This window comes from Streptomyces sp. NPDC006691, assembly GCF_042869955.1.
Classification (GTDB): domain Bacteria; phylum Actinomycetota; class Actinomycetes; order Streptomycetales; family Streptomycetaceae; genus Streptomyces.
In genome coordinates this window covers 103,504-127,924 of the sequence record NZ_JBIAGW010000016.1, presented here as the reverse complement: position 1 = coordinate 127,924, position 24,421 = coordinate 103,504, and the positions used below count along the sequence as shown (strand labels likewise).

The following is a 24,421-nucleotide window of genomic DNA, read 5'->3' as shown; positions in this document are numbered from 1 at the left end:
CTCGTAGGGACGCGAGGAGCGCCCTGCCCGGTTGCTTCCCTGCTCTCCGTTGCTTTCCTACTCTCCCGACACCGCGGCCAGTGCCCGGAGTTGGAGGGCGGCGAGGTCGGCGCAGCCTCCGGTGGCGAGGTCGAGGAGGGCGTTCAGCTCCTTGCGGTCGAACGGCTCGGCCTCGGCGGTGCCCTGGACCTCGACGAAGCGGCCGTCGCCGGTGCAGACGACGTTCATGTCGGTCTCGGCGCGGACGTCCTCCTCGTAGCAGAGGTCGAGGAGGGGGGCGCCGTCGACGATGCCGACGGAGACGGCGGAGACGGTGCCGGTGAGGGGCTTGCGGCCGTGCTTGACGAGCTTCTTGTTCTGGGCCCAGGTGATGGCGTCGGCGAGGGCGACGTAGGCGCCGGTGATGGCGGCGGTGCGGGTGCCGCCGTCGGCCTGGAGGACGTCGCAGTCGAGGACGATGGTGTTCTCGCCGAGGGCCTTGTAGTCGATGACGGCGCGCAGCGAGCGGCCGATGAGGCGGGAGATCTCGTGGGTGCGGCCGCCGATCTTGCCGCGGACGGATTCGCGGTCGCCGCGGGTGTTGGTGGAGCGGGGCAGCATCGAGTATTCGGCGGTGACCCAGCCTTCGCCGCTGCCCTTGCGCCAGCGCGGGACGCCTTCGGTGACGGAGGCGGTGCAGAAGACCTTGGTGTCGCCGAAGGAGACGAGGACGGAGCCCTCGGCGTGCTTGCTCCATCCGCGTTCGATGGTGACGGGGCGGAGCTGTTCGGGGGTGCGGCCGTCGATTCGAGACATGGCTATGAGCCTAGGTGATGCGGCCGGTGGCGAGTTCCGCGCGGGCGGGGGTTCCGGATGGGCGGAACGTGTGTGCGGAACGGGTGCGCGTACGCGAAAGGCCGGCCCCGGTCGGGGGCCGGCCTTCGGCGGTGTGGGTCAGCGACTCACATCATGTCTTCGATGTCCGCGGCGATGGGGTCCGCGTCGGTGCCGATGACGACCTGGACGGCGGTGCCCATCTTGACGACGCCGTGGGCGCCGGCGGCCTTGAGCGCGGCCTCGTCGACCTTGCTCGGGTCGATGACCTCGGTGCGCAGGCGCGTGATGCAGCCTTCGACCTCTTCGATGTTCTCGATACCGCCGAGGCCGGCGACGATCTTCTCAGCCTTGCTGGCCATGTGTCTCTCCTGGTTCTTGAAGAACGCTGTGTCGGCCCACGGTAGGTCCGCTTTGTCACGGTAACCCACGTTTGGCTCAGCTATGCGCGCGGGCGCATTCTGCCTGGCCAAGGATGGCGATCACCGGAGCCATGTCCCGCGAGGGGCCGCTCCGGACGATACCGCAACTGGTCTACACCAGTTTGCAACGACCGTCCTAGCCGGCTTGTTCCACAAGCCTGGAGGTTGCCGATGAGTGCCAGCAGCGCGGCCGCAGTGCCGCAGCCCAAGTGGTGGAACGGGCTGTTCCAGGGGCTGCAGAAAATGGGCCGCAGCCTCCAGCTGCCCATCGCCGTGCTACCCGCGGCAGGCATTCTCAACCGGTTCGGCCAGGACGACATGTTCGGCAAGACCGGGCTCGGCTGGAACGACGTCGCCAAGGTGTTCAACGGTGCGGGCGGCGCCCTGCTCAACGGCTCGCTCGGACTGCCCCTGCTGTTCTGCGTGGGCGTCGCCATCGGCATGGCGAAGAAGGCCGACGGCTCGACCGCGCTCGCCGCGGTGGCCGGCTTCCTCGTCTACTACGGGGTGCTGCTCCAGTTCCCGAAGGACTGCGCCGCCGGCTCGACGCTGACGGCCGGCGCCTGTGTCGCCAAGGACGGCTCGGCGGTCCTCGCCACGTACCAGAACCCGGGCGTCTTCGGCGGCATCGTGATGGGCCTGCTGACCGCGTACTTCTGGCAGCGCTTCCACCGCACGAAGCTGGTGGACTGGCTGGGCTTCTTCAACGGGCGCCGGCTCGTACCGATCATCATGGCCGGCATCGCGATCGTGTTCTCGGTGCTGTGCCTGTGGGTGTGGCCGCCGGTCGGTGACGCGCTGACCAGCTTCAGCAAGTGGCTCGTGGACCTGGGCTCGTGGGGCTCGGGCATCTTCGGTGTCGCCAACCGGGCCCTGCTCGTGATCGGCCTGCACCAGTTCCTGAACACCTTCATCTGGTTCCAGTTCGGCGACTTCACCAAGCCGGACGGCACGGTCGTGCACGGCGACATCCCGCGGTTCCTCGCGGGCGACCCGACGGCCGGGCAGTTCCAGACCGGCTTCTTCCCGATCATGATGTTCGCGCTGCCCGCGGCCGCCCTCGCGATCGCACACTGCGCCAAGCCGCACCGCCGCAAGGAGGTCGGCGGCATGATGCTCTCGGTCGGCCTGACCTCGCTCGTCACCGGCATCACCGAGCCGATCGAATACTCCTTCGTCTTCATCGCGCCGCTGCTGTACGCGATCCACGCGGTGCTCACCGGCGTATCGATGGCGGTGAGCTGGGCGCTCGGCGTGAAGGACGGCTTCAGCTTCTCGGCCGGGCTGATCGACTACGTCATCAACTGGGGCCTGGCGACTAAGCCTTGGATGATCATTCCGATCGGGTTGTGCTTCGCCGTCGTCTATTACGTGGTGTTCCGCTTCGCGATCACCAAGTTCGACTTGCCGACGCCGGGGCGCGAGCCGGACGCGGACGAGCTGGAGCAGGAGAACATCAAGGCGTAGGACATCAAGGCGTAGGCGCACCCCGCTTACGGCGCCCCTTTTCGCCGGGCTTTTCGGCCCGGACCCGCAAGGCCCTCGGACCCGCTCGGTCCGGGGGCCTTCGCACGTTCCGCGACGGGCCGTTCGGCCGCCGCCCAGGGGCCGTTCGGGGCTCGGCGCGGCTACGGAAAGGTCACGGCGCGGAGACGGCGGGGAGTCGCTGTTGCCCGTATTGCCAGGTATGGCTCAGACCACAAAAAACGAAGGTTCCTTATCTAACCCACACCGTGCTACAACTGGTCTACACCACTCATTGGTGTAGACCACGCGGGCTTGACCGCGTTCCCCCGAGACGCCGCCGTCCCCCCGTATTTTCCCATGTCCCCCGGGCGGCGCCTTGCCTACTGGAGGATGTTGATGAGTACGGCCACCGCGAAGGCGGCGCCCGCGAAGAAGCGGGGCTCCGGCCTGTTCCAGGGCCTGCAGAAGGTCGGCCGCAGCTTGCAGCTGCCGATCGCCGTGCTGCCGGCCGCGGGCATTCTGCTCCGCCTCGGTCAGCCCGACGTGTTCGGTCCCAAGGGTCTCGGCTGGGACAACGTCGCCAAGGTCTTCGGGGGCGCCGGTGGCGCTCTGCTCGACGCCTCGTTCGGCCTGCCCCTGCTGTTCTGCATAGGCGTGGCGATCGGCTTCGCCAAGAAGGCCGACGGCTCGACCGCGCTCGCCGCGGTGGTCGGCTTCATGACGTACTACGCCGTGATCCACCAGTTCCCGACCGATGGGACGGGCGCCGACTACACGAGCACCGGCCTCTTCGGCGGCGCCTATCTGAAGGACGGCGTGGTCACCGCGGCCACCTTCCAGAACCCGGGTGTGCTGGGCGGCATCATCCTCGGCCTGTTGAGCGCCGTGCTGTGGCAGAGGTTCCACCGCACCAAGCTGGTCGACTGGCTCGGCTTCTTCAACGGCCGCCGCCTCGTCCCGATCATCATGGCCTTCGTAGGCACCGCCCTCGGCGTTCTCGTCGTCCTCGGCTGGGAGCCGATCGGCGACGTCATCACCAGCTTCGGCAAGTGGATCACCGGCCTCGGCGCCGCGGGTGCGGGTCTGTTCGGTCTGATCAACCGTGGTCTGCTGCCCATCGGCATGCACCAGTTCGTCAACACCGTCTCCTGGTTCCAGATCGGCGACTTCACGAAGCCGGACGGCACCGTCGTCCACGGCGACCTGACCCGCTTCTTCGCCGGTGACCCGTCCGCCGGACAGTTCATGTCGGGCTTCTTCCCCATCATGATGTTCGGCCTTCCGGCCGCCGCCCTCGCCATCGCGCACGCGGCTCGTCCCGAGCGCCGCAAGGCCGTGATGGGCATGATGATCTCGCTCGCCCTGACGTCGTTCGTCACCGGTGTGACCGAGCCGATCGAGTTCTCGTTCATGTTCATCGCGCCGCTGCTGTACGTGATCCATGCGGTTCTGACGGCCCTGTCCATGCTCGTTACCTGGGCGCTGGGCGTACACGCCGGCTTCACCTTCTCGGCCGGCGCGATCGACTATCTGCTGAACTGGAACCTCGCCACCAAGCCCTGGCTGATCATCCCGATCGGTCTGGTCTTCGCGGCGATCTACTACGTCCTGTTCCGCTTCGCCATCACCAAGTTCAACCTCACCACCCCGGGCCGTGAGCCCGAGGAAGAGGTCGAGGACCTGACGAAGGCGTAAGCCCTCGGCGCGGCACGACGAGGCCCCCGGAACCGAACGGTTCCGGGGGCCTTTCGCGTGCCGCGGGCCCGGGCGAAGTGCGGCGGGGTCAGAACTCGTAGACCGCGCCCGGCGCGGCCAGTTCCGTCGGGCCGGAGTAGACCGCGCGGGCGTCGGCCAGGTTGACCTCGGCGTCCGTCCACGGCGGGATGTGGGTGAGGACCAGGCGGCCCGCGCCGGCCCGGGCCGCGTGCTCGCCGGCCTCGCGGCCGTTGAGGTGCAGCGCCGGGATGTCCTCCTTGCCGTACGTGAAGGAGGCTTCGCACAGGAACAGGTCGGCGCCCTCGGCCAGTTCGTCGAGGGCGGCGCAGACCCCGGTGTCGCCGGAGTAGGCGAGCGTGGAGCCGCCGTGCTCGACGCGGATGCCGTACGCCTCGACGGGGTGGCAGACCCGCTCCGTACGCACCGAGAAGGGGCCGATCTCGAACGTGCCCGGCTTCAGGGTGTGGAAGTCGAAGACCTCGCTCATCGAGGAGGCGGAGGGCGTGTCCGCGTACGCCGTGGTCAGGCGCTGCTCGGCGCCCTCCGGCGCGTACACCGGCATGGGGGCGCAGCGGCCGCCCTCGTGGCGGTAGTAGCGGGCGACGAAGTAGCCGCACATGTCGATGCAGTGGTCGGCGTGCAGATGGGACAGGAAGATCGCGTCCAGGTCGTACAGTCCGATGTGGCGCTGTAGCTCACCGAGGGCTCCGTTGCCCATGTCGAGGAGCAGCCGGTAGCCGTCTGCCTCAAGGAGGTAGCTGCTGCAAGCCGATTCCGCGGACGGGAACGACCCGGAGCAACCGACGACGGTGAGCTTCATGGAGCGTGAACCTCCGGAACAGAGGGGCCAGGCGAAGCCTGTCGTTGCGGGGCGGCCGGGGCTGGCGGGGAGGCCGCGGGAAAGGGCTGCGGTGGATCGAGCGTAAGGCGCGCCAAGGCCCCTCGCTCCTTCGGAGCGGGCCGTTGTGGGGGAACTCACCTGCGCTGTCACCGGTTCGGATGGTGTTGTCGGGGAGCGCGCGCCACGGGTGGTGCGCCGGTAACGTCTGCGCTATGGACACGTCGTGGTGGCTGGCGCTGGGGGCCGTGGTGGCGCTCGCCGCCGTGGCGGCTCTGATGGACGGACGCGGGCGCGGGCGGCGTCGCCCCGGCGGGCGTACTCGGCCGCCCGGGCGGCCGGACGGGTCCGGGCGGGCTCGCGGGCGGCTGCCGAAGGCCGGCGAGATCTGGTGGGCGCAGGTGCCGTACGAGGACGTGCCGGGCGCCAAGGACCGGCCGTGTCTGGTGCTGCGGGTGCGCGGTGGGACGGCGACGGTCGCGAAGATCACCAGCAAGTTCCACGACGAGCGGGCCGGGGTGATTCCGCTGGCGCCGGGCACGGTGGCCGACGCGCACGGGCGGCCCAGCTTCCTGGAGACCGACGAGCTGCGCGAGGTCGGGGTGGGCGAGTTCCGCCGCCGGGTGGGCGTGGTGGACCCGGCCCTGTGGGACCAGGTCCGTCACCTGGCGGGATGACGGACCCGCGGCACCGGCCTCCGGACCCTGGGAGCGGGCCCGGCCCTCAGGCCCAGAGCTGGCCGTGCAGGGTCTCGATCGCGGCCTCGGTGGTCGGCGCGGTGTAGACGCCGGTCGACAGGTACTTCCAGCCGCCGTCGGCCACGACGAAGACGATGTCGGCGGGGGTGCCCGCCTTGACGGCCTTCTTGCCGACGCCGATCGCCGCGTGCAGGGCGGCGCCCGTGGAGACGCCCGCGAAGATGCCCTCCTGCTGGAGGAGCTCGCGGGTGCGGGTGACCGCGTCGGCCGAGCCGACCGAGAAGCGGGTGGTCAGGACGGAGGCGTCGTACAGCTCGGGCACGAAGCCCTCGTCGAGGTTGCGCAGGCCGTAGACCAGGTCGTCGTAGCGGGGTTCGGCGGCGACGATCTGGACGCCGGGGACGTTCTCGCGCAGGTAGCGGCCGACGCCCATCAGGGTCCCGGTGGTGCCGAGGCCCGCCACGAAGTGGGTGATGGAGGGCAGGTCGGTGAGGATCTCGGGGCCCGTGGTGGCGTAGTGGGCACCCGCGTTGTCCGGGTTTCCGTACTGGTAGAGCATCACCCAGGACGGGTTCCGCTCGGCCAGTTCCTTGGCGACCCGTACGGCCGTGTTGGAGCCGCCCGCGGCCGGCGACGACACGATCTCGGCGCCCCACATCGCGAGCAGGTCGCGCCGTTCCTGCGAGGTGTTCTCCGGCATCACGCACACGATGCGGTAGCCCTTGAGCTTCGCGGCCATCGCGAGGGAGATGCCGGTGTTGCCGCTGGTGGGCTCCAGGATGGTGCAGCCCGGCGTCAACCGGCCGTCCTTCTCGGCCTGTTCGACCATGTGGAGGGCCGGCCGGTCCTTGATGGAACCGGTCGGGTTGCGGTCCTCCAGCTTGGCCCAGATCCGCACGTCGTCCGAGGGGGACAGACGCGGGAGCCGGACCAGCGGGGTGTTGCCGACCGCGGCGAGAGCGGAGTCGTAGCGCATGTCAGACGGAACCGCCCGCGACCGCGGGCAGGATCGTCACGTTGTCGCCGTCGGCGAGCTTGGTGTTGATGCCGTCGAGGAAGCGGACGTCCTCGTCGTTGAGGTACACGTTCACGAAGCGGCGCAGGTTGTCGCCGTCGACGATCCGCTCGCGGATGCCGGTGTGCCGGGCGTCGAGGTCGTTGAAGAGGTCGGCGAGGGTGGCGCCGCTGGCCTCGACGGCCTTGGCGCCGTCGGTGTAGGTGCGGAGGATGGTCGGGATGCGGACCTCGATGGCCATGGCGTGGGCTCCTGATCTGAAGGGAGAGGCAGGTGGGCGCGGCTCGGGCTCGGGTCCGCGCGCCGCACGCGCTGGGGCGTGCGGTGGTGCGTTGGTGCGGGGCGCGCGGCGTCAGACGGCGGCTGCGCGGGCCGTACAGATCGCGCTGGCGAGCCGGCACAGGTCGACGTGCAGCCGCGCCACGAGCAGCAGGGCGGGGCCGCTGCTCGGCGTCTTGTCGCTCACGTCGTTCGAAACCATGGGGTCATCGTATAGATTCCCGGTCCGCTTCCCGGAATGTGATCTCGCATCCTGGACCGATCCCGCTCAGGATGCGGGCAGCCCGGGTGCGGGCGGGACGCGGCCGGCGCTCGGCGGCAGGTAGACGACGGTGGGCGCGCCGGTCGCGGGGTGGACGCTCACCTCGGCGTTCACCCCGTACACCGCGCCGAGCAGGTCCGCCGTGAGGACGTCCGCGGGCGGGCCCGAGGCGACGACGCGGCCGGCCGCCAGGACGCAGATGCGGTCGCAGTAGTACGCGGCGAGGTTCAGATCGTGCAGGGCCAGCAGGTTGACGGTCCCCAACTCCCTTACCAGGGACAGGACTTCGAGCTGGTAGCGGATGTCGAGGTGGTTGGTCGGCTCGTCCAGGACGACGACGTCCGGCTGCTGCACCAGGGCCCGGGCGACCAGGGCGCGCTGGCGTTCGCCGCCGGACAGCGACGGGAAGGGGCGGGCCGCGAGGTCGGCGATGCCGACGCGGGCGAGCGCCTCGCGCACGAGCGCGTGGTCGGCGGTGGTGTCGGCCTCCCAGAAGCGGTGGTGCGGGGAGCGGCCCATGGCGACGATCTCGTGGACGCTCAGCTCGATGCCCCCGGCGTCGGCGTCCTGCGGGACGGTCGCGATGCGCCGGGCACGGGCCTTGACCGGCAGCGCGTGCAGGTCGGTGTCGTCGAGCAGGACGCGTCCGGCGGTCGGGCGCAGGGCAGCGTAGACGCAGCGGAGCAGGGTCGTCTTGCCGCTGCCGTTGGGGCCGACCAGGCCGACCGTCTCGCCGTCGGCGGCGCCCAGGGTGATGCCGTGGAGCAGGGTGCGGCCCTGGGGCGTGGTGTACGAGAGCGACTCGGTGCGCAGCGTCGTCATGCGGGGCCGCCTTCCGCGCGGGTCCCGTGGCCGCGCAGCATCCACAGGAAGAACGGGCCGCCGGTGAGCGCGGTGAGGACGCCGACGGGGATGTCGCTGGGGGCGGCGACGGTACGGGCCGCGAGGTCGGCGAGGACGAGGAAGGCGGCGCCGCCGAGGGCCACGACGGGCAGCAGGGTGCGGTGTGCGGCGCCGACGGCCAGGCGGGCGGCGTGCGGAACCATCAGGCCGACGAAGCCGATCGCCCCGGTGTACGCGACGAGGACGCCGGTCAGCAGCGAGGCGAGCACGAAGGCACCGGCGCGGAAGCGGCCGGTGTCGAGGCCGAGTACGCCCGCGCCCTCCTCGCCGACGAGGAGCAGGTCGAGCGGGCGGGCCAGGGCGATCAGGACGAGCGTGCCGAGGACGAGGGCGACGGCGGGCAGCGCGAGCATGTCCCAGCGGGCGCCGCCGAGTCCGCCGAGCGTCCAGTGCAGGACTTCCTGGGCGTGGGCGGCGCTGGCCGAGGTGACCAGGATGAGGCTGGTGAGCGCGGACAGGACGTACGAGACGGCGACCCCGGCGAGCACCAGGCGCCCGCCCGTCATCGAGCCGGCGCGCCGGGCCAGGGCGTACACGAGGACGAGGGCGGCGAGCGCGCCCGCGAAGGCGGCGGCCGGCAGGGCGACGGTGGTCGCCACCCCGGCCCCCACCCCGAGCACGATCACGGCGACGGCTCCGGCGGAGGCCCCGCTGGAGACGCCGAGCAGGAACGGGTCGGCGAGCGGGTTGCGCACCAGGGCCTGGAGCACGGTCCCGATGACGGCGAGCCCGGCACCGGTGACGGCGCCGAGCACCACGCGGGGCGCCCGGACCTCCAGGACGATCGTGCGGTACGGGCTCGGCTCGGCGCGGCCGGCGACGATCGCGAGCACCTGGCCGACGGGAATCCGCACCGACCCCAGCGCGAGCCCGGCGACGGCCGCGGCGAGCAGCACCAGGGCCAGCGCCGCGAGAACGAGCGGGTAGCGCGAGCGGGTTGTCCTGCGCGGGCCCCCGCGCTCCCGGGCCGGCGGTGCTGCCGCTCGCGGCAGGACCTTCACTCCCCCGTCCCGAGCTGCGCCGCCAGCTTGGCGACCGCGTCCGGGGCCCGTACGCCGGTGACCATGTCGGAGAGGGGCAGGACGGCGAACCGGTTGTTCTTGACGGCGGGGACGGAGGCGAGGGCCGGGTCGTCGCGCAGGCGCTTCTTCTTGGCGTCCACGCTCGTGCCGCCGTAGTCGAGGATCAGGATGGTCTCGGGGGCGCGGGCCACCACGTTCTCCCAGCTCGCGTCGCCGAAGGACTGCGTCTTCAGGTCGTCCGCGAAGACGTTGCGGCCGCCGGCGCGGGTCACGATGTCGTTGCCTATGCCCTTGCCGCCCACGGTGAACGCCGTCTTGTCGCCGCTGTCGTAGACGAAGACGGGGGTGGGCGCCTTGTCCTCGCGCGCCGTGCGGGTGCGTTCGCTGGTGGCCTCGGCCGAGCGGATCCAGGACTCCGCGCGGTCACCGACACCGAAGGTGCGGCCCACCTCGCGGACCTCCTCGTACACGTCGTCCATCGTGGTCGCGGCGCCCTGGGGGCAGTTCTCCACGTTGAGGCGGGACTTGATGCCGCTCTTGGCGAGGGCCTCGCGCGCGCGGCCCTCGCCAGCGGCGAAGGCGGAGGCGTAGCCGCCGTAGACGAAGTCCGGGTTCACCGAGAGGAGCTTCTCGTACGAGGGGTACTCGGCGGCCAGGACCGGGACCGAGCGGTAGTCGGCCGCGTACTTCGGCAGCACCTTGTCGTCCAAGTAGGCGGTCCCGGCGAGGGACTTGGCGAGGCCGAGCGCCAGCATCACCTCGGTGGCGTGCTGGTTCATGGTCACCGCCCGCTTCGGGGGCGCGGTGTACGTCGTGGTCACCCCGCAGTTGGTGACCGTGTAGGGGAAGCCGGGGGCGGTGGCGCCGCCGGCTTCGGGCTTCGCCTGGGTGCTGGTGCACGCGGCGAGCGGGAACAGCAGGGCGGCGGCCAGGGCCGCACGGCGCCAGAGCATGGCTGAGCTCCTCCAAGGGGATTTCCACGTCCCCTGTCGTCGGGAGAAGGCGGCAGGTCAGTTCCTGGCTTCCGGCTCCGCGGGCTCGCCGCGGGGCCGGTCACAGTGGCGGGACCGTGCCGGATTCGCACCGGCTTCCTGGCCCTGCCGCCCGATGATCAAAAAGTGCGTATGCACAGTATGCGGGATCACCGGGCACGCGTATCCGTCAGTAGGCCTCTACGACCCTTACGTCTTCCTCCGTGATCACGCCGTCCACGATGCGGTACGAGCGGAACTGGAACTCCCCGGCCCCGTCGGTGTCCGCCGTGGAGACCAGGACGTAGTGCGCGCCGGGTTCGTTGGCGTACGTCACGTCGGTGCGCGAGGGGTAGGCCTCGGTCGCGGTGTGGGAGTGGTAGACGATCACCGGCTCCTCGTCGCGGTCGTCCATCTCGCGGTAGAGCTTGAGGAGGTCCTGCGAGTCGAACTCGTAGAACGTGGGCGAGCGGGCCGCGTTCAGCATCGGAATGAACCGCTCGGCGCGGCCGGTGCCCGCCGGGCCCGCGACCACACCGCACGCCTCGTCGGGGTGGTCGGCGCGGGCGTGCGCGACGAGCTGGTCGTACAGGGCCTGGGTGAGGGTCAGCATGTCGGCAAGGATAAGCATGCGGGCCGCCCCGTATCGAGGTGCGATACGTAACGGCCCGCATGGTGAGAATGTGCTGGTCAGAGCCTCAGCTGCGCTTGGCGAACGCCTTGTTGTCGGGGTTCTTGGCCTTGAGGACCAGGTAGGAGACACCGAGGATCAGGGCCCACAGCGGCGCGCAGTACAGCGAGACGCGGGAGTCCTTGTCGATGCCCATCATCACGATGACCATGAAGATGAAGAGCAGCGCGAACCAGCTGGTGTACGGGGCGCCGGGGGCGCGGAAGCTGGACTGCGGCAGCACTCCGGCGTCCGACTGGCGGCGGTAGCGGATCTGGCAGACCAGGATCATGATCCAGGCCCACATGCCGGAGATGGTGGCGAAGGAGACCACGTAGTCGAAGGCCTTGCCGGGCGCCACGTAGTTGATCCACACGCCGACCAGCATGAGGGCGGCGGAGACCGTGGTGCCGACCAGCGGCGTGCCGCTCTTCGTCAGCTTGGTGAAGACCTTCGGGCCCTGGCCGTTGAGCGCGAGGTCGCGCAGCATGCGGCCGGTGGAGTACATGCCCGAGTTGCAGGAGGAGAGCGCGGCGGTCAGCACGACGAAGTTGACGATGCCCGCGCCGACGCCGAGGCCCATCTTCTGGAACGCCGCGACGAAGGGGCTCACGCCCGGCTGGAACTCGTGCCACGGGACGACCGAGAGGATCATGATCAGGGCGCCGATGTAGAAGACGGCGATGCGCCACGGCACGGTGTTGATGGCCTTGGGCAGCGTCTTCTCGGGGTCCTTGGACTCGCCCGCGGTCACACCGACCAGCTCGACGGCGAGGAAGGCGAACATCACGATCTGGAGCGTCATCAGCGTGCCGCCGATGCCCTTGGGGAAGAACCCGCCGTCGTTCCAGAGGTTGGCGACGGTGGCGGTGTCCGCGGCGTCCGAGAAGCCGACGGTGAGGATGCCGGCGCAGATCAGGATCATGCCGACGATGGCGGTCACCTTGACCATGGAGAACCAGAACTCCAGCTCACCGAAGAGCTTCACGGAGATGAGGTTCACGGCGTACAGGATGAGCGTGAAGATCAGCGCATAGGCCCACTGCGGGATGCTGCCGTGGGTCCAGAAGGACATGTACTGGGCGGCCGCGGTCACTTCGGTGATGCCGGTGACGACCCAGAAGAGCCAGTACGTCCAGCCGGTCACGAAGCCCCAGAACGGGCCGATGAACTCACGGGCGTACTCCGAGAAGGAGCCCGACACCGGGCGGTACATGAGCAGCTCGCCGAGGGCGCGCATGATGAAGAAGATGACCAGGCCCGCGATGGCGTAGGCCAGGATGAGGCTGGGGCCGGCCTTCGAGATGGCCTTGCCCGCGCCGAGGAAGAGGCCGGTGCCGATGGCACCGCCGATCGCGATCATCTGGATCTGCCGGGCCCCGAGGCCCCGCTGGTATCCCTCGCCCGAGCCTTCGCCCGAGCCATGGGCGGTCCCCGCGGCCTCAATGCCGGCAGGACGGTCGTCGTGCTGGTCGACCTGCGCTGAGGTCATGGTGGTGCGCCTTTCTCCATGCCGACCCGTCCGCCTCGGTCACGAAGCGACGGATCAGGTCCTGATCCCCCCGGATATGGATGGAGTGCCACCGGCGGTCAGCCGGTCGAAGCGCCCCCGGGAACATGGGTGGCGTCCCCGGGTGGTCGTGAAGATTTATCACGGGCTTATGGGTGATCCCCAGTCGGCTTTGTGGTGCACGCCACAGGAAGAAGCGGACAAAAGTCCCTCGACAGGGCAAAGCAGGTCGATGTGGTGATGCGATCGTTATACGGATTTGAGCGTCCGCTGAGCGAACGGCCATCCAGAGGTCGATCCGTCAGGCCATGAGCGTCTCGATGAGTGTTTCCTGGAGCACACCGAGCCACAGATACGCCATCACCATCGGCTTGCGCGGATCGTCGTCCGGCAGCCGGTACAGCTCGCCGCTCTCGTCCTCGTCGGTCACGTCGAGGCGGGTGCCGATGGTCAGGCGCAGGTCGTTGAGCGCGCCCAGCCAGTGCCGCGAGTCCTCCGCGGTCAGCCTCAGGACCGCCCCGCCGTCGCCCTCGGGGGTCAGCGAATCGAGGCCTTGGACCACCGCGAGGGCGTCGGCGCGCTTGCGGGCCCGCAGGTCGTTCTCGGTGAACCGCCTGAACTCGCTTGATTTGGCGCGCAGTTCATCGCTCTCCTCGCTCGCGTAGGCCTCGGGGAAGAGCCGGGCGAGCGCCGGGTCGCTGGGCGGCTCGCTCGGGCCCTCGGCGAACAGGGCGGCCAGCGGGTCCTCGTCCTCGGCCGGCCCGTCGCCCGGCCCGATGAGTTCGAGCAGCTGGACGGCGAGCGAGCGCAGGATGGCGATCTCGACCTCGTCGAGCGCTACGGCCGCGCCACCGCGGGGCAGCGCCTCGAAGTGCCCGGCCATCAGCCGCGGTCCTGGGTAAGCGTGGCCCACAGGCCGTAGCCGTGCATGGCCTGCACGTCGCGTTCCATCTCCTCGCGGCTGCCGCTGGAGACCACGGCCCGTCCCTTGTGGTGCACGTCGAGCATCAGCTTGTGGGCCTTGTCCTTCGAGTAGCCGAAGTAGGACTGGAAGACGTACTGCACATAGCTCATGAGGTTGACGGGATCGTTGTGCACGAGCGTCACCCAGGGCACGTCTGGCTCGGCGACGGGGAGGCTCGACTCCGCCGACTCGGGGCGTTCGATCTCTACCGGGGCAACGCTCACGACTCTGGGCGACCTTTGCTCTCTTTGCCGGGGGTCCGGGGGCCCCGGGAAAGTGCGGCGCCGGGGGTCCGGGGGTTGCGCCCGGGAATCACGGCTCCCGGGGTCCCGGGAGTGGCCCCCGGGATTTACAGCCACGGCCTCCATGCTGCCACCCGGGGCCGGTCATCGCACAAACGGACCCTAGAAATCGTCAGAGTGACGAGTATTCGGGGTAGCATCCCCCCAGGCCCCCGCTTTCGGGGCCGGTGACCGAATACCCCGGCCGGCGTGTGCCCGGCCCGGACGAAAGTGCGAGGTGGCTCGCTGTGAATGCCCCGGACCTCGGGCTGCCGGTGGACGTGCCGTCGACCGCGCTCTTCACCGACCAGTACGAGTTCACGATGCTCCAGGCCGCCCTGAAGGCCGGCACGGCCGACCGGCGCTCGGTCTTCGAGGTCTTCACCCGCCGACTGCCCGAGGGCCGCCGCTACGGCGTGGTCTGCGGCACCGGGCGCGTCCTGGACGCCGTCGAGAACTTCCGCTTCGACGCGGACGTGCTCGGCTTCCTGCGCGACCGGAAGATCGTCGACGAGCCCACCTTGCGCTGGCTCGCCTCCTACCGCTTCAGCGGCGACATCTGGGGCTACCCCGAGGGCGAGGTCTACTTCCCGGGCTCGCCGATCCTGCGGGTCGAGGGCTCCTTCGCCGAGTGCGTGCTGCTCGAAACCGTGATCCTCTCGATCCTCAACCACGACTCCGCGATCGCGGCCGCCGCATCGCGGATGTCGGCCGCGGCCGGCGGGCGCCCGCTGATCGAGATGGGCGCGCGCCGCACCCACGAGCTGTCCGCGGTCGCCTCCGCGCGGGCCGCCTACGTCGGCGGCTTCAGCACCACGTCCGACCTCGCGGCCGGCTTCCGGTACGGCATCCCCACCGTGGGCACCAGCGCGCACGCCTTCACCCTGCTCCACGACAGCGAGCGGGACGCCTTCCGGGCCCAGGTCGACTCGCTCGGCCGCGGCACGACCCTCCTGGTCGACACGTACGACGTGGCCGAGGCGGTGCGCACCGCCGTGGAGATCGCCGGGCCCGAGCTCGGCGCGGTCCGCATCGACTCCGGTGACCTGCTCCTGGTCGCCCACCGGGTGCGCCAGCAGCTGGACGAGCTCGGCGCGACCGACACCAAGATCGTGGTCACCTCCGACCTCGACGAGTACGCCATCGCCTCGCTCGCCGCGGCCCCCGTGGACGCGTACGGGGTCGGCACCCAGCTGGTCACCGGCTCGGGGCACCCGACCTGCTCGATGGTCTACAAGCTGGTCGCCCGCGCCCAGTCGGCCGACCCGAAGGCCCCGCTCCAGCCCGTGGCCAAGAAGTCCCTCGGCGCCAAGTCCTCGATCGGCGGCCGCAAGTGGGCCGCGCGCCGCTCGGACGCGTACGGGATCGCCGAGGCCGAGGTCATCGGCACCGGGGCGGTACCGACCGGGCTCGCCGACCGCCAGCTCCTGGTCGAGCTGGTCAAGGGCGGCACGGTGGTGGCCCGCGAGCCGCTGGACACCGCCCGCGAGCGGCACATCGACGCGCTGGCCGCGCTGCCGATGTCCGCGGGCCAGCTCTCGCGCGGCGAGCCGGTCATCCCGACCGAGTACGCCTGAGTCGTGCCCGGCGGGGTTTTCCGCCCCCGTTTGCCCCCTGCCGTGCGCCGCGCGAAGTCTCTACGCTCAAGGAACAGTGCCCGTGACGGGCCCGCAGACCGAAGGAAAGCCGACATGCACCGCGCCTTGATCGTCGTGGACGTCCAGAACGACTTCTGCGAGGGCGGCTCCCTCGCGGTCGCGGGCGGCTCGGACGTCGCCGCCGCGATCACCGACCTGGTGGGCCAGGCCGCCGGCTCCGCCTACCGCCATGTGGTGGCCACCCGCGACCACCACATCGACCCGGGCGCGCACTTCTCGGACGCCCCCGACTTCGAGCACTCCTGGCCGCCGCACTGCGTGGCCGGCACGGAGGGCGTGGGCTTCCACCCGAACTTCGCTCCCGCGGTCGCCTCCGGGGCGATCGACGCGGTCTTCGACAAGGGTGCGTACGCGGCCGCCTACAGCGGCTTCGAGGGGCTGGACGAGAACGGACTCTCGCTCGCGGACTGGCTGCGGGCCCGGCAGGTGGCCGAGGTCGACGTGGTCGGCATCGCCACGGACCACTGTGTGCGGGCCACCGCCCTGGACGCGGTGCGGGCCGGGTTCGCGACGACCGTGCTGCTGGACCTCACGGCCGGGGTGGCCGAGCGCACCACCTCGCTGGCCCTGGAGGAGCTGCGGGCGGCCGGCGTCGAGCTGTCCGGCAAGCCCGTGGTGTAGCGCGCCGCCACTTGAGCAGGACCGCGGGGCAGGACTGCGGGGCAGGACTGCGGGAGCCGGGCTACTTGAGCAGGGCGCGTATCGGGTGCCAGAGCTCTTCGGTGGTCTCGGGGGCCGTGCGCCACAGCAGGCCGTCGGGGTGGTGCAGGACGGCCGTGATCTCGTCCAGGGTGGGCGGCTCGGTCTGGCCGCGCAGATAGACCGCGCGCAGGCCCAGATTGCGGAGCCGGGTCAGGGCCCGCGCCCGGTTGACGGCGTGCACCAGGACGCGCACGTTCGTACCCGGCGCGGCCGGGTTCGGCAGCGTGAGCGCGACGACTACGCTGCCGCCTGGCAGCTTGCAGAAACCTCCGCCGGGCATGCCGGACCACTCCCCCTGTAAGACGACGCGTTGGACTCGCTGTCAATAAGGACTCGTAGGACGCACCTAAACACGATCGGCCGCCGCCCGCTAGAGGGCGACGGCCGATCATGGTTTGACCTGCGGTTTTGAAAATTACTTGGTGGAGGTGCCGACCTTCACCGTGATCGTCTGGCCGTTCCACGGCTGGTCGACGATGGAGATCTTGGTCCCGGTGTCAGGAACCTTGACGCTCCCCGTCGGGTTCTCGGCGTACCAGTACGTGCCCTTGTGGTCGTCGAAGACGGGCACGCCCGGCTGCGACTTGATCTTCGTCGCGACGTCGGCCTTGTGCAGCGTGAAGGCGTCCGTCCGGTACTGGCTGAACGGGGCGTCGAAGGGCTGGATCTTGTTGCGGAGCAGCGTGCCGTCGGCCCACTTGAGCGGCTTGGCGTGCGCGTCGACCGGCAGGATCAGGCCCTGGCCCGGGTGGGCCGAGACGTTGTTGTCCTTCTGGGAGGTGTCCCAGAGCCAGATGAGCAGGCCCCGCTGGTACGGGTAGTGCTCGACCCAGCTCGGACGGGTCGTGGAGAAGCCGAAGTTGTACGGGCCGACCTTGAGGGTCGTGTCGTACGAGACGTACTGGCGGTTCTCCGCGAGGTAGTACTGCGGGTAGTCGTTGGTGAAGGACTCCCCGATGCGGCTGAAGTTCTTCGCCGTCCAGCCGTTGTCGCCGCCCTCGGCGCCGTCGGTGACGACGGGGGTGCCGTCGGCGGTGACGGTGATCGCGTCGGCGGTGAAGCCCTTGCCGCCCGCGCCGCCGTCCGTCTGGTAGCGGAAGCGGAGCTGGATCTGCTTGCCCGCGAACTGGTCGAGCGGGTACGACAGCTTCTTGTACGCGCCCGAGGCGTCGGTCAGGGCCGGCTTGTCGCTGGAGTCGCGCGGGATGGCCTTGCCGTCGGCGGTGCCGTCGACCGCGGTCCAGCTGGCGCCGTTGTCCGTGGAGACCTCGGTGTAGAGGAAGTCGTAGTCCTTCTCGATGTCCCACCAGCCCGAGAGGTCCAGGGACGCCTTGGACTTGCCGGTGAGGTCGACCGACCGGGTCAGGGTGTTGTTGAGGTTGTCACCCATCCCGCTCCACCACTGCTTGGTGCCCTCGACGGGCTTCACGACGGTGGTGGTGACTTCCTTCTTGGGCAGCTCGACGACGAGCGCCTGGTTGTTCTTGGTGTTGTACTCCGAGACGCCCAGCTTGGCGGTGATCTTCGAACCCGCCTTCACCGAGGCGTAGTCGAGCCAGCCCAGCTGGAGCTTGTCCCAGGCCGTCATGTCGCCGGGCAGGTCTCCGATGGAGTCCTTGCCGGTGCCGAGCCAGGAGCCGGCCGACATCAGGGACCAGAAACCGACCGAGTTCTCGGCGGTGTTGGTGGTGTCGTAGAGGTCCGGCAGACCGAGGTCGTGGCCGTACTCGTGGGCGAAGACACCGAGGCCGCCGTTCTCCGGCTGCATGGTGTAGTCGCCGACCCACATCCCGGTGTCGCCGATCTGGGTGCCGCCCGCCTTGTTGTAGGCGGGGCCGGTCTTGCCCGCGTCGGTGCCGTACGCGTACCAGCGGTGCGCCCACAGGGCGTTGGTGCCCTGGACGCCGCCGCCCGCGGACTCGTCCTCGCCGGCGTGCACGATCTGGAAGTGATCGATGTAGCCGTCGGGCTCGTTGAAGTTGCCGTTGTTGTTGTAGTCGTTGCGGTCCCACTGGTCGTACTGACCCAGGGTCGCCTTGATCTGCGCGTCCGTCTGGCCCTTGGCCTTCTGGTCGGCGACCCAGGCGTTGACGCCGTCGCGGACGGTGTCCCACACGTTGGCGCAGTTGGTCTGGCCGCAGTAGTTGGAGCCGTAACGGGCCTCGTTGTACGGGATCTTGACCCAGTCGGTGACCTGGCCGTCGACCGAGTAGCGGCCCGAGGACGTCTTCTCGTAGTACGTCTTCAGCGAGTTGACGTTCTTGCCCGTACCGAAGTACAGGTCCTGGAAGTGCTTCTGGTTGTAATCGGCCTGCCAGGCGGTCGAGTTGTCCTTCGACCGGTCCGGCTTGGCTATCTGGTTGTGCGCCGGGCCGGGGTTGCCGCCGTACTTGGGCTGCGGCGGCTTGGGGCCGTCCGGACCGTCCGGGTCGTACATGGTGGTGTTGTCGACCTGGTCGCCGAACTCCACCAGGATCGTGAAGATCTTGTCGGTCTTCTGCCGGCCGAGCTCGACGTACTTCTTGTCGCTGAGCTTGACGACGTCGGAGCCGCCGCGCTTCTCGACCTGCTTCTTGCCGGACAGCACGCCTTCGAGCGCGGCCTGGCGCTGCTGGGCCTGCTGGTCGGTGAACGGGCCCTTGAGGTTGTGCTCCTGGCCGTTGGCCGTCGACGGGTCCTGGCGCTGTACCGCCACCGGAGCCTTCGAGTCCGCCTGGGCGGTGGCGTACACCGAGCCCGTGGCGCCGGCCGTGGCGAGAGCCACGAGCACGGCGGCGGCTCTGGCCGCCCTCCTGCTGCTGGTCACTTGACGATTTCCTCCCCCGCGGCCGGCAGGAACCGGGGGGTGAGGGGTTGGCTCCGGTGCTCGACACGCGTCTCAAGTGACGACATTGGACCGGAGTTACCAAAGAAAAGACAGATCTTGACTTGTTCGTGCCAAGTACATTATGCAGAAGGCCAGTTCCGCTATCCGAACATGACGGGCGTGGTAACAGACCGGGACAACAGGTGCACGCATCTCGGCATGTGGACCGGGCCGCTTCGCGGAATGACTCCGTGCGCCCCCCGTGCACCGGCACCGTGGGTTAGGTCACGCTTACCAACAGTTCCGCTCGGGCATGGACCGACGTAGAGTCGCTTGGCAGTGCGATCCGGTGGCCAGGCCCGCCGGTTGAGAACGGTCGAGAGGCTCACCCCCTATCCGAACCCTCAGGACGGATGACTGCCATGCCGCGTCCCACTGCCGCACAGCTCTCCTACGGTTCGGCCACCGTCGTCTTCTCGACCGTCGCCATGCTGCTGCTGTCCCGCACCGAGTCCGGCGTCGGAGTCGCGGTCATCGTCCTGGCCGCGCTGCTGCTCGGCCTCCTCGTCGCCGTGACGGTTCCCATGCCGCTGCCCCGCCGGGCCCGTGCCGAAGCCAACGCCAACGCCGACGGCCGCACGGTCCCGGTCGCTGGTGCGACACCGGAGAACCGTGCGGCCGTCGGCGGGAGCTCCGCCGTGCGGGTTCCCGCCCCCCGCGAGCGGCGGGCGGTCACGCGCGAGCACTCACTGCGGGGTTGAGACCACCACCACCGTCTTGCCGGCCTTGTCGTGCCAGCCCTGCCGGTACGGCTTGTCCGCCACGATCGTGATGGCCAGGACGATGTCCCACAGGCAGTAGCAGCACAGCACGAACGGCGCCCACAGCACGGCGGCCCGGGCGAGTGCCGAGTTGGTGGTCGGCACGCTGCCGTCGTTGAGCATCGCGACCCGCAGCCCGAGCCACTTCTTGCCCAGCGTCTGACCGGACTTGGACACCATCAGGGTGTCGTAGCCGATGTAGACGACGAGGGTGATCAGGAGCCAGAGCAGACCGGTGCCGGAGTACGCCTTGCTGATCACCTCGGTGCCGGAGTCGCCGTTGTCCGTGGTGGAGATGACGACCCGGTTGCTGGTCGCCCACTCGATCAGGCCGAGCGGTACCGCGATGATCAGGAAGTCGATGACACGGGCCAGGAACCGCTTGCCGTAATCGGCGAGCGGCGGCATTCCGGCCAGCGGGTCGACCCCGCCGTAGCCGCCCCCGTAGGGGTCGGAAGGCGGTGGCGGCGCGCTGCCGTACGGCGAGCCGCCACCGGGGGGAGGCGGTCCGCCGTACGGACCTCCGCCGCCGGAGGGCGGGGGCGCGCCATAGGGGCCCGCACCGCCGGGCGGTGGACCCGAGCCGTAGGGGGAGTCACCGGGCGGCGGCCCCGGGGGCGGCTGCGCGCCCCCGTAGGGGGACCCGCTCCCCGGAGGCTCTGACGGCTTCTTGAGGAACGGGTCGTCCTCGGGCGGCTGACCGGGCGGCGGCTGATCGGTGCTCATGCCGGTAGTGCAACGCGCGCGCGTTGCCCCCGCGACCGGGGGGACGCCGTTCGGGGGACGCCCGGCCCCGGACTCCGGGCCCCGGACTCCGGCCCCGGGGAGCCGCCCCGGACCTCACCACGGGACCGGCCCGGGACCTCAGCCCTGCGCGACGAAGGTGCGGGCCGCCTTGTCGTGCCAGCACTGGCGCCACGGTCGGTCGAAGACGCACCACATCACGTTGATCACGCCGACCGCGAGGAGACCGAGCACCCCGTAGAGCAGCCAGCGCCGCGCCGCCTGGCCGAAGGTGGGCGGCTCGTACGACTCGATGCCGCGCACCTGCACCCCGCAGAGCCGCTTGCCGAGCGTGCGGCCCCACTTGGCGGTGGGCAGCGCCTCGTAAAGCAGACCGAGGACGAGGAATCCGCCGAGCACGATGCCGAGGAGGCCGGCCGTCGTGCCGTCGAGGAGATAGACGGTCACCGTCTGCCCCGACAGCTTCGCCGCGTCGATCTTCTGCTGGATGTGGTCGCCCGCCTTCGTCAGGAGCGGTACGGCGAGGCCTCCGACGAGGGCGCCGAGCAGCACGGTGTCCACGAGCCGCGCGATCAGGCGCCTGCCGAGCCCGGCGGGCCGGGCCGAGGCCTGCGCCTGCGCGGCCGCGAGGAACGGGTCGGAGACCGGGGGCTTCCACGGCACGACAGGTTCCTGCGACTGCGGCGGCGACTGCGGCTGCGGCTCGGGCTGCGCGAGCTGGTGCACCTGCTGCGCCCAGGACGCGGCCCCTCCCCCGGGCCCCGCCGTCATCGGCGACCCGGCCACCGCGGAGTGCGGCTGTCCGGGCAGGGGCTGTCCGGGCAGGGGCTGTACGGGCTGCGCCTGCGCGGGCTGGTGGTGCGAGGGCTGGGGCTGGACGGGGTTCGGCTGAACGGGGTTCGGCTGGACGGGCTGGGGCTGTGCAGGACGTGGCTGCACGGGCTGGGGCTGGACGGGGGCCGTGTACGCGCCGTCCGCGCGGCCCGTCGGTGACGACGCCAACGGGCCTGCCGTGGACGGCAGTTGGGCCCGGGCGGGGGCCGGTTCCACAGCGGGCGGCATGGCCCCCGCCGGGCGTCCCGACTGCTGCTGGCTCTGGTGCGGCACCGAGCTGCCGGGCCGCACGGAAGCCGTCGGCGGCACCGGCTGCGGGGACTGCGCCGGCTCCGCGCGCCGGGGGTCGGGCAGACGCGGGTCGGCCGCCTCGGGCAGCCCGCGCGGATCGACCGGCCGGCCCCAGGAGACCCGGCGGTCCTGGTCGCCGCCGAAGCCGGACTGGTGGGCGGCGTCCGCGTGCCAGGCCGGCTCGGGGCGGACGCCCTGGCCCGGCGCGGGCGCGGCCGAGGCCTCGGGCTCGTCCAGGAAGACGGGGCCGGTCTCCTCGACGGGGGCGGCCTGGACCGGCGGGGCGGCGGCGAGCGAGGGGGCCGGGGCGGGAGCCGCGCCCGGCGGCGGGGCGGGGGGCGCCTCGCCCGCGGCGGGGGCGGGCCGGCTCGTGCCGGGCACCCAGGAGACCCCGTTCCAGTACCGGACATATCCGGGAATGGAGGGGTCCGGGTAATACCCTTCCCGGGCTACGCTCCCGCCGCTGTCAGGAGGAACCGTCGCCATGTCCCCAACTCCGTTCCGATCCAGCACACTTGATCTCTGCCGCGGCGGCCCGGCCGGACCGGGCACCGACCGCGCGCTTCCGCTTGTCCCAGGAGGACAGTAACGAAGAACGCGCGGCCGGTAGCAGGAAGCCGGGGAGTAAGACCGCGTACGAGCGACTCCGGGCCGCGCGGGGCACCCCGGGGCGGGGCCGCGCGGCGGAGTCCCACCAGTGCGTACAGTCGTTGCCGATCGAACTGGTGCACCCGGCCCGGCCGGTCAGGAACGTGCCCGGCCGGTCAGGAAAGTGAGTGGGGAATGCGCGTGGGGCCTGGCCGAACCGGTCACGACGATCCGGCGACCGGCTCCCTGCCGCCGGCGTCCGCGCCACGGCGGGCCTGGTCGGCCGTCGCGGTCTTCGCGGCGATCCGCGCGCTCGGCCTGCTGGTGCTCGCCCTGTGGTCGCGCCTGGCCGGCTCCGACGCCCACGACCTGCTCTCGGCGCGCTGGGACTCGATCTGGTACGTGCGGGTCGCCGAGTCGGGCTACGACTTCACGCTGACCGCACCCGACGGCCGGGTCCTCTCCGACATGGCCTTCTTCCCGCTGCTGCCCTGGCTGGAGCGGGCCGTCGCCGCGGTGAGCCCGCTCGGGCCCGGCGACGCGGGGCTGCTCATCAGCGGGCTCGCGGGGCTGCTCGCCGCCTGGGGCATGTATCTGATGGGCCATCACCTGTACGGGCACCGGGCGGGGCTGCTCCTGGTGGCGCTGTGGGCGGCGATGCCCGTCGGGATCGTCCAGTCGATGGCGTACAGCGAGGCCCTCTTCGCGGCGCTCGCCGTCTGGGCGCTGTACGCGGTGCTGCGGCGGCGCTGGGTGGAGGCGGGGCTGCTCGCCTCGCTCGCGGGGCTCACCCGCCCGGTCGGGCTCGCGGTGGCCGCCGCGCTGTGGGCCGGGGCCGTCGTCGAGGCCCGGCGCACCCGGCGCCCGGACGCGCGGATGCTCACCGGGATGGTGCTGGCCCCGCTCGGCGCGGCCGGCTACGTCCTGTGGGTGGGGGTGCGGCGGGGCAGTCCGTTCGCCTATCTCGACGTGCAGGGCGAGTGGGGCAACGGCTTCGACGGGGGCCTGGCGTACGGGGAGTTCATCCTGGACCACCTCGGCGGGTGGCCCGTCGTGCTCGCCGGGATCGCCCTGATCGCGGGCACCGTGCTCGCCCTCGGGGCGTTCGCGGCCTGTGTGCGCGGGCGTCAGCCGCTGCCGCTGCTCGTCTACACCGGCATCGTCATGGCCCTCGCGCTGTGCTCGTCGGGCTACTTCGGCTCCAAACCCCGGCTGCTGCTCCCCGCGTTCCCGCTGCTGCTGCCGGTGGCACTCGCCCTGTCGCGGGTCCGGCGCGCCCGGGCGGCGGCGGTGGTGGCCGCGCTCGCGCTGGGCTCCGCGGTGTACGGAGCGAGCTGGCTCAACGGCTCGGGGCCGCCGTAGCAGCGGCCGGCCGGGGCCGGTTCCGAAGGAGCGGCCGGGCGAAGCCGGTCGGCCGGCCCGATCGCGGGGGGGGGCCGGTTCCGATCGCGGGGGGGGGGGCCGGTTCCGGTCGGTCTCCGCGAATCCGCTGAGAAAAACTTCCCGAAGTCGCGTAATGACCTCGGGGGAACGCGCTCTCACCCTGTACGGCCCCGCACGGGCCCGTACCGCAGCACGCAGACGTACGAGCCCCGCGCCGGGGCGTACAGGGAAGAGAAGAGGGACCCCATGCACACCGTGGTGGAACGCGAGCTGGAGCTCAAGCTGGTGCTGTCGCCCGAGCGCAGCATCCCCGTCCCGGCCCGGCTCACCTACCGCACCGACGACCCGTACGCCGTGCACATCGCCTTCCACATCGGCTCCGAATCGCCCGTGTACTGGACGTTCGCGCGCGAGCTGTTGGTCGAGGGGGTGTTCCGGCCGTGCGGCCACGGGGACGTGCGGATCTGGCCGACGAAGGTGGAGGGCCGCAGCGTGGTCCTGATGGCACTCAGCTCGCCGGACGGCGACGCGCTGCTCGAAGCGCCCGCCGCCCAGGTCTCGGCGTGGCTGGAGCGGACGCTGCGGGCGGTGCCGCCGGGCTCCGAGTGCGAGCGGCTCGGCCTGGACGACGGCCTGGCCGAGCTGCTCGCGCCGACCACGGGTGGCGTGGTCGACGAGCTGTGGCTGCGCGACCCCTGGCCCTCCGACGAGTCCCGGCCGGAGGAGGGCGCGTGAGCGGGCGGGGCGTCGGGGCGCAGAACCC

At 70.9% G+C, this 24,421-nt stretch carries 25 protein-coding genes and 1 riboswitch; of the genes, 8 read left to right on the top strand and 17 right to left on the bottom strand.

Annotated elements, in window-relative coordinates:
• Positions 1 to 57: 57 nt before the first annotated feature.
• Both rph and ACFYNP_RS28980 read right to left on the bottom strand, forming a co-directional pair.
• Positions 58 to 795: a ribonuclease PH gene (gene rph / locus ACFYNP_RS28985; protein ID WP_100578567.1), complete on the bottom strand. Its 738-nt coding sequence runs from the start codon at positions 793 to 795 to the stop codon at positions 58 to 60.
• Positions 796 to 941: 146 nt separating this feature from the next.
• Positions 942 to 1,175, bottom strand: a complete 234-nt coding sequence (locus tag ACFYNP_RS28980) for a glucose PTS transporter subunit EIIB (RefSeq protein WP_053729485.1) — start codon at positions 1,173 to 1,175, stop codon at positions 942 to 944.
• Between the two features lie 231 nt (positions 1,176 to 1,406).
• On the opposite strand from ACFYNP_RS28980, the gene ACFYNP_RS28975 reads away from it, so the two are divergent.
• Together ACFYNP_RS28975 and ACFYNP_RS28970 are read left to right on the top strand one after the other, a co-directional pair.
• Complete coding sequence (locus tag ACFYNP_RS28975) at positions 1,407 to 2,702, top strand: PTS transporter subunit EIIC (RefSeq protein ID WP_388417121.1); 1,296 nt, start codon at positions 1,407 to 1,409, stop codon at positions 2,700 to 2,702.
• 396 nt (positions 2,703 to 3,098) lie between these two features.
• Positions 3,099 to 4,397, top strand: coding sequence for a PTS transporter subunit EIIC (locus ACFYNP_RS28970; protein ID WP_388417118.1), 1,299 nt, complete (start codon positions 3,099 to 3,101; stop codon positions 4,395 to 4,397).
• An 88-nt stretch (positions 4,398 to 4,485) separates the two neighbouring features.
• Here ACFYNP_RS28970 and ACFYNP_RS28965 read toward each other — a convergent pair whose 3' ends face one another.
• A complete protein-coding gene (locus tag ACFYNP_RS28965; protein WP_388417114.1) occupies positions 4,486 to 5,238 on the bottom strand; it encodes an MBL fold metallo-hydrolase in 753 nt (250 codons plus the stop codon).
• Between the two features lie 233 nt (positions 5,239 to 5,471).
• Between ACFYNP_RS28965 and ACFYNP_RS28960 the strand changes: the two genes are divergently transcribed.
• Entirely contained in the window at positions 5,472 to 5,933 is a 462-nt protein-coding gene (locus ACFYNP_RS28960) for a type II toxin-antitoxin system PemK/MazF family toxin (RefSeq protein ID WP_388417111.1), read from the top strand.
• A gap of 46 nt (positions 5,934 to 5,979) precedes the next feature.
• Here the strand turns inward: ACFYNP_RS28960 and ACFYNP_RS28955 are convergent, their stop codons facing one another.
• From ACFYNP_RS28955 to clpS, 10 genes are all read right to left on the bottom strand, one after another.
• Positions 5,980 to 6,930: a PLP-dependent cysteine synthase family protein gene (locus tag ACFYNP_RS28955; RefSeq protein WP_388789426.1), complete on the bottom strand. Its 951-nt coding sequence runs from the start codon at positions 6,928 to 6,930 to the stop codon at positions 5,980 to 5,982.
• 1 nt (position 6,931) lies between these two features.
• Positions 6,932 to 7,210, bottom strand: a complete 279-nt coding sequence (locus tag ACFYNP_RS28950; RefSeq protein ID WP_167152992.1) for a MoaD/ThiS family protein — start codon at positions 7,208 to 7,210, stop codon at positions 6,932 to 6,934.
• A 111-nt stretch (positions 7,211 to 7,321) separates the two neighbouring features.
• Positions 7,322 to 7,450 (bottom strand): putative leader peptide, encoded by a 129-nt coding sequence (locus ACFYNP_RS28945; protein WP_264198279.1) that lies wholly within the window; start codon positions 7,448 to 7,450, stop codon positions 7,322 to 7,324.
• 66 nt (positions 7,451 to 7,516) lie between these two features.
• Entirely contained in the window at positions 7,517 to 8,332 is an 816-nt protein-coding gene (locus tag ACFYNP_RS28940; protein ID WP_388417103.1) for an ABC transporter ATP-binding protein, read from the bottom strand.
• A complete protein-coding gene (locus tag ACFYNP_RS28935; RefSeq protein ID WP_388789525.1) occupies positions 8,329 to 9,318 on the bottom strand; it encodes a FecCD family ABC transporter permease in 990 nt (329 codons plus the stop codon). The genes ACFYNP_RS28940 and ACFYNP_RS28935 overlap by 4 nt, the downstream gene beginning before the upstream one ends.
• 92 nt (positions 9,319 to 9,410) lie before the next feature.
• A complete protein-coding gene (locus ACFYNP_RS28930) occupies positions 9,411 to 10,388 on the bottom strand; it encodes an ABC transporter substrate-binding protein (RefSeq protein WP_388789424.1) in 978 nt (325 codons plus the stop codon).
• A gap of 33 nt (positions 10,389 to 10,421) precedes the next feature.
• A riboswitch (cobalamin riboswitch) is annotated at positions 10,422 to 10,555 on the bottom strand.
• Between the two features lie 41 nt (positions 10,556 to 10,596).
• The gene (locus ACFYNP_RS28925; protein ID WP_388417097.1) at positions 10,597 to 11,019 is read right to left on the bottom strand and encodes a Mov34/MPN/PAD-1 family protein; all 423 of its coding nucleotides are present in this window, start codon (positions 11,017 to 11,019) and stop codon (positions 10,597 to 10,599) included.
• Positions 11,020 to 11,104: 85 nt separating this feature from the next.
• Complete coding sequence (locus ACFYNP_RS28920; protein WP_388789421.1) at positions 11,105 to 12,568, bottom strand: amino acid permease; 1,464 nt, start codon at positions 12,566 to 12,568, stop codon at positions 11,105 to 11,107.
• Between the two features lie 319 nt (positions 12,569 to 12,887).
• Positions 12,888 to 13,469, bottom strand: coding sequence for a DUF2017 domain-containing protein (locus ACFYNP_RS28915; RefSeq protein WP_388789419.1), 582 nt, complete (start codon positions 13,467 to 13,469; stop codon positions 12,888 to 12,890).
• Entirely contained in the window at positions 13,469 to 13,774 is a 306-nt protein-coding gene (gene clpS / locus ACFYNP_RS28910; protein ID WP_100578580.1) for an ATP-dependent Clp protease adapter ClpS, read from the bottom strand. The genes ACFYNP_RS28915 and clpS overlap by 1 nt, the downstream gene beginning before the upstream one ends.
• Before the next feature lie 305 nt (positions 13,775 to 14,079).
• Between clpS and ACFYNP_RS28905 the strand changes: the two genes are divergently transcribed.
• Both ACFYNP_RS28905 and ACFYNP_RS28900 read left to right on the top strand, forming a co-directional pair.
• Positions 14,080 to 15,408, top strand: a complete 1,329-nt coding sequence (locus ACFYNP_RS28905) for a nicotinate phosphoribosyltransferase (RefSeq protein WP_388789416.1) — start codon at positions 14,080 to 14,082, stop codon at positions 15,406 to 15,408.
• Between the two features lie 114 nt (positions 15,409 to 15,522).
• Positions 15,523 to 16,110 carry an isochorismatase family protein gene (locus ACFYNP_RS28900; RefSeq protein ID WP_388417086.1) on the top strand — a complete coding sequence of 196 codons (588 nt, stop codon included), beginning with the start codon at positions 15,523 to 15,525 and terminating at the stop codon, positions 16,108 to 16,110.
• 61 nt (positions 16,111 to 16,171) lie between these two features.
• Here ACFYNP_RS28900 and ACFYNP_RS28895 read toward each other — a convergent pair whose 3' ends face one another.
• Together ACFYNP_RS28895 and ACFYNP_RS28890 are read right to left on the bottom strand one after the other, a co-directional pair.
• The gene (locus ACFYNP_RS28895; protein ID WP_100578583.1) at positions 16,172 to 16,471 is read right to left on the bottom strand and encodes a hypothetical protein; all 300 of its coding nucleotides are present in this window, start codon (positions 16,469 to 16,471) and stop codon (positions 16,172 to 16,174) included.
• A gap of 135 nt (positions 16,472 to 16,606) precedes the next feature.
• Positions 16,607 to 18,997, bottom strand: coding sequence for an immune inhibitor A domain-containing protein (locus ACFYNP_RS28890; protein ID WP_388789414.1), 2,391 nt, complete (start codon positions 18,995 to 18,997; stop codon positions 16,607 to 16,609).
• A 422-nt stretch (positions 18,998 to 19,419) separates the two neighbouring features.
• Between ACFYNP_RS28890 and ACFYNP_RS28885 the strand changes: the two genes are divergently transcribed.
• Positions 19,420 to 19,758: a hypothetical protein gene (locus ACFYNP_RS28885; RefSeq protein WP_388417067.1), complete on the top strand. Its 339-nt coding sequence runs from the start codon at positions 19,420 to 19,422 to the stop codon at positions 19,756 to 19,758.
• On the opposite strand, the gene ACFYNP_RS28880 is transcribed toward ACFYNP_RS28885, so the two are convergent.
• Both ACFYNP_RS28880 and ACFYNP_RS28875 read right to left on the bottom strand, forming a co-directional pair.
• Positions 19,744 to 20,544 carry an RDD family protein gene (locus ACFYNP_RS28880; protein ID WP_388789411.1) on the bottom strand — a complete coding sequence of 267 codons (801 nt, stop codon included), beginning with the start codon at positions 20,542 to 20,544 and terminating at the stop codon, positions 19,744 to 19,746. The genes ACFYNP_RS28885 and ACFYNP_RS28880 overlap by 15 nt on opposite strands.
• 138 nt (positions 20,545 to 20,682) lie before the next feature.
• Positions 20,683 to 22,173 carry an RDD family protein gene (locus ACFYNP_RS28875; protein WP_388789408.1) on the bottom strand — a complete coding sequence of 497 codons (1,491 nt, stop codon included), beginning with the start codon at positions 22,171 to 22,173 and terminating at the stop codon, positions 20,683 to 20,685.
• Between the two features lie 297 nt (positions 22,174 to 22,470).
• On the opposite strand from ACFYNP_RS28875, the gene ACFYNP_RS28870 reads away from it, so the two are divergent.
• Both ACFYNP_RS28870 and ACFYNP_RS28865 read left to right on the top strand, forming a co-directional pair.
• Entirely contained in the window at positions 22,471 to 23,637 is a 1,167-nt protein-coding gene (locus ACFYNP_RS28870) for a glycosyltransferase family 39 protein (protein WP_388789406.1), read from the top strand.
• A 267-nt stretch (positions 23,638 to 23,904) separates the two neighbouring features.
• Complete coding sequence (locus ACFYNP_RS28865; RefSeq protein ID WP_388417056.1) at positions 23,905 to 24,393, top strand: SsgA family sporulation/cell division regulator; 489 nt, start codon at positions 23,905 to 23,907, stop codon at positions 24,391 to 24,393.
• The last annotated feature ends 28 nt before the right edge of the window (positions 24,394 to 24,421 follow it).